The 1,809-nt window shown below is 66.7% G+C and carries 1 protein-coding gene; it reads left to right on the top strand.

Features of this window, described 5'->3' with window-relative positions; all coding sequences use genetic code 11:
• Nucleotides 1-113: 113 nt before the first annotated feature.
• On the top strand, nt 114-1,809 hold a 1,696-nt coding region (locus C7C56_RS10750; RefSeq protein ID WP_146204412.1), incomplete at its 3' end, for a type VI secretion system Vgr family protein.

The raw sequence follows: 1,809 nt of genomic DNA, 5'->3' as shown, positions 1-1,809 counted from the left end.
AACGCAAATAGTTGCGCTCGAAACTCGTCAAAACTTCAATTCGGCATGTTGCAAGGTAATTCCCCTTGGAACTAATTGAACCAAGACAACTTTCGAAAAGCGCTTGCGAAGCCATGAGATCGGACCTGTTCGAACAAATCACGACCGCGCTCGCGCAGTTCTCGAGCGCGACCCGGTTGTACGAATTGACCGTCGGCGACGGCCGCGCCGATCTCGGATCGGGCGGCTTGCTCGTTGAGGCCTTCGCCGCCGACGACGCGGTGCAGGGCGTTGGCTGGCGCGATGTGATCGTCGTCTCGACCAGCGCCCACATCAAACTGTCGCCTTTGCTGGGCCAGCCGGCCAGCCTCGCGGTGAGCCTGGCCGACGGCACCCGCACCAGCTTCTGTGGCCACGTCAGCGAAGCGGCAACGCTTGGCAGCGAGGGTGGATTGGCGCGCTACCGGCTGCGCCTGTCGCCATGGCTGTGGCGCCTGAGCCAGACGCGCAACAGCCGCGCGTGGCAGGACAAATCGATCATGGAGATCGTCGATTCCATATTCGAGGCCCACCGGCCGCTGGCGCGCTGGCGCTGGAGCGGCGAGGTCCGCTCTTTCATGGCCGACGCGCTCTCGCGCAGCTACTGCTGCCAGTACCGCGAGAGCGACCTCGACTTTGTGCAAAGGCTGCTCACGGAGGAGGGCCTCGCGTGGCGCTTCGAACAGGCCAAGGACGAGCCCCAGATGGTGCTGTTTTCCGACAGCAGCCAACGCTGCGCGGTGCCCGACGACCCCAGCAGCGCGGCCGATGGCGGCATCCGCTTCCACGCGGCGCGCGCGAGCGAACAGCGCGACACCGTGCAGGCGCTGCACTCGTACCGCACCCTGTGCGCATCGTCGACCACCTTGCTCAGTTACGACTACATGGCGAAGCAGGCGGTGGGTCACACTTCGCCGTCGCTGCTGCCGCGTGGCCGCAAGATGCCGCCTCTGGAAAGCTACGACGTGCCGGGGCAGTACGCGTTCACCAGCCGGGCGCACGCGCAGCGCTATGCCGATATGCAGATGCAGGGCCGGGAGGCGCGCAGCCAGCTTTGGTGCGGCCGTTCCACGCTGCGCACATTGCGCGCAGGCACCCGGCTCGCCATCACCGGCGTGCCCTTGCGGCGATTGGGCGGAGCGCCCGCGTTTGCGGTGTTGCGCGTGCTCAGCGTGGGCGTCAACAACCTGCCCACAGCGGCGCAGCAAGCGCTCGACGAATTGTTCGGGCCACTGCCCGAGTTGCTGCAGGAGGCGCTGCGGGGCGAGCAGCGGGAGGATTTCGACCTGGTCATAGCGCAGGCGCGCGCGACCGGCTACGCCAATTGCTTCGACGCCATTTTGGCCGATATCACCTGGCGCCCTGAACCGAGGCAGGAGAGGCCGACGGCCTTGGGTTCGCAAAGCGCGATCGTGATCGGTCCCGACGGCAGGGACAGTCCAAACGGCGCCGACGAGCTCTATTGCGACCGGCTCGGCCGGGTGCGCATCCGCTTCCATTGGCAGAAAAGCGGCGAGGCCGCGTGCTGGGTGCGGGTGGCGCAGCGTTCGGCCGGCCGCGGCATGGGCAGCCAGTTCCTGCCGCGCATCGGCCAGGAGGTGATGGTCCAGTTCCTCGAGAACGATATAAATCAGCCAATAATCGTCGGCGCGCTGTACAACGGACAGGGGGAGGGCGGCATCCCGCCGACGCCGGGCGGGCGGACCATCGCCGCCAAGGCCACGGGAAGGTTCGAGCCCGCGCACGACCATCTGCGCTCGGGGCAGGCGAATATGGCGGGAGGCAACAGCC

Source organism: Massilia glaciei, assembly GCF_003011895.2.
Taxonomy (GTDB): domain Bacteria; phylum Pseudomonadota; class Gammaproteobacteria; order Burkholderiales; family Burkholderiaceae_D; genus Telluria_A; species Telluria_A glaciei.
The sequence above is the reverse complement of the archived record's forward strand: the minus strand, read 5'-3'. Positions and strand labels throughout refer to the sequence as shown.